Annotated in this window: 2 protein-coding genes; both read left to right on the top strand. The window is 72.7% G+C overall.

Features of this window, described 5'->3' with window-relative positions:
* Nucleotides 1-644: TetR/AcrR family transcriptional regulator (locus C1729_RS14200; RefSeq protein ID WP_102510788.1), on the top strand; the 644-nt coding region annotated here is incomplete at its 5' end.
* 149 nt (nucleotides 645-793) lie between these two features.
* The coding region (locus C1729_RS14195) for a SulP family inorganic anion transporter (RefSeq protein WP_129590788.1) at nucleotides 794-1,485 on the top strand (692 nt) is incomplete at its 3' end.

Genomic DNA, 1,485 nt, shown 5'->3' with positions numbered 1-1,485 from the left:
CCCGCAGGCCCCTCCAACCGCGCCCCGAGACGGCGCGGCGCCGCGAGGAGATCCTCCGTGCGGCCATCGCGACGTTCGGCGCCAAGGGGTACAAGGGCCCGCTGAGCGACATCGCCGAGCAGGTCGGCATGACCCACGCGGGCGTCCTCCACTACTTCGGGTCCAAGAGCGCTCTGCTCCTCGAGGTCCTCAAGTTCCGCGACTTCGAGGACGTCGAGGACCTTCCCACCCGCCACATGCCCGGCGACGCCGGCCTCTTCCGCCACCTCGTCAAGACAGCGTTTCTCAACGCGCGGCGCGCCGGCATCGTCCAGGCCTTCACCGTCCTCTCAAGCGAGGCCGTCACCGACGGCCACCCAGCACGGAGCTTCTTCGAGGAGCGCTACGCCAATCTGCGCGCCGAGGTCGCCGACGCGTTCCGGGTGATGTGCGCCGACGAGGGCATCGACGCGCCCGAGACCGTCGACCGCGCCGCAGCCTCGATCCTCGCCGTCATGGACGGCCTCCAGACCCAGTGGCTCCTCGACCCCACGGCCGTCGAGCTCGCCGAGACCACCGAGTTCGCGATCGAGGCGATCGTCGCCCAGGTCCTCAGCCCGCGCGATACGCCCCTGTCGAGCCCGCCCTGCTCCCAGACGGATTGATGGCTTCCCCCGTTGAACGGGGGGGAAGCCATCAGTCCGTCGCACGCGGGCGGCGTGACAGACGTCCTACGAATCTGAGCGGGGCCCGCCCTAACATGAGGCGGAAGGAGTGACCCGTGCGTTCCCAGCCCGCGCACGCCGCCCACCCGATGACCCGCACCTCCGCGCCCTCGCGCGCGCTCCTCACCCTCACCTCTCCGAGCCGCTGGTCGACCGTCCCCGCGGACCTCCTCGCCGGCGTCACCGTCGGCGTCGTTGCCCTCCCCCTCGCGCTCGCGTTCGGCGTGAGCTCGGGCGTCGGCCCCGCCGCCGGCCTCGTCACCGCGGTCGTCGCCGGCATCGTCGCCGCAGTGTTCGGCGGCTCGCGCGTGCAGGTCTCCGGCCCGACGGGCGCCATGGCGGTCGTCCTCGCCCCGCTCGTCGCCATCCACGGGGCCGACGCCGTCCCGCTCGTCGCGATCATGGCGGGCCTCATGGTCCTCGCGCTCGGTGCCGCACGGCTCGGCCGCGTCGTCACCTTCATCCCGTGGCCCGTCGTCGAGGGATTCACGCTCGGCATCGCGACGATCATCTTCCTCCAGCAGGTGCCCGCAGCCGTCGGCGTCGACGCGCCCGCCGGCCAGAACCCTCTCGTCGCCGCCATTGACGTCATCGGCGGGGCAGGCGACACCGTGCTGTGGACCCTCGGGGCCGTCGCCGTCGTCGTCGCCCTCATGCTCGTGCTGCCACGCCTGTGGGCCGCGCTGCCGGCGTCGCTCGTCGCGATCATCGTCGTCACGGTCGTCGCCGAGCTCGTCGACGCCCCCGTCGCCCGCATCGGCGCGCTCCCCGACTCCCTCCC

This window comes from Sanguibacter massiliensis (assembly GCF_900240335.1).
GTDB classification, from domain to species: Bacteria; Actinomycetota; Actinomycetes; order Actinomycetales; family Cellulomonadaceae; genus Flavimobilis; species Flavimobilis massiliensis.
This window is presented reverse-complemented; position numbering and strand designations above follow the sequence as displayed.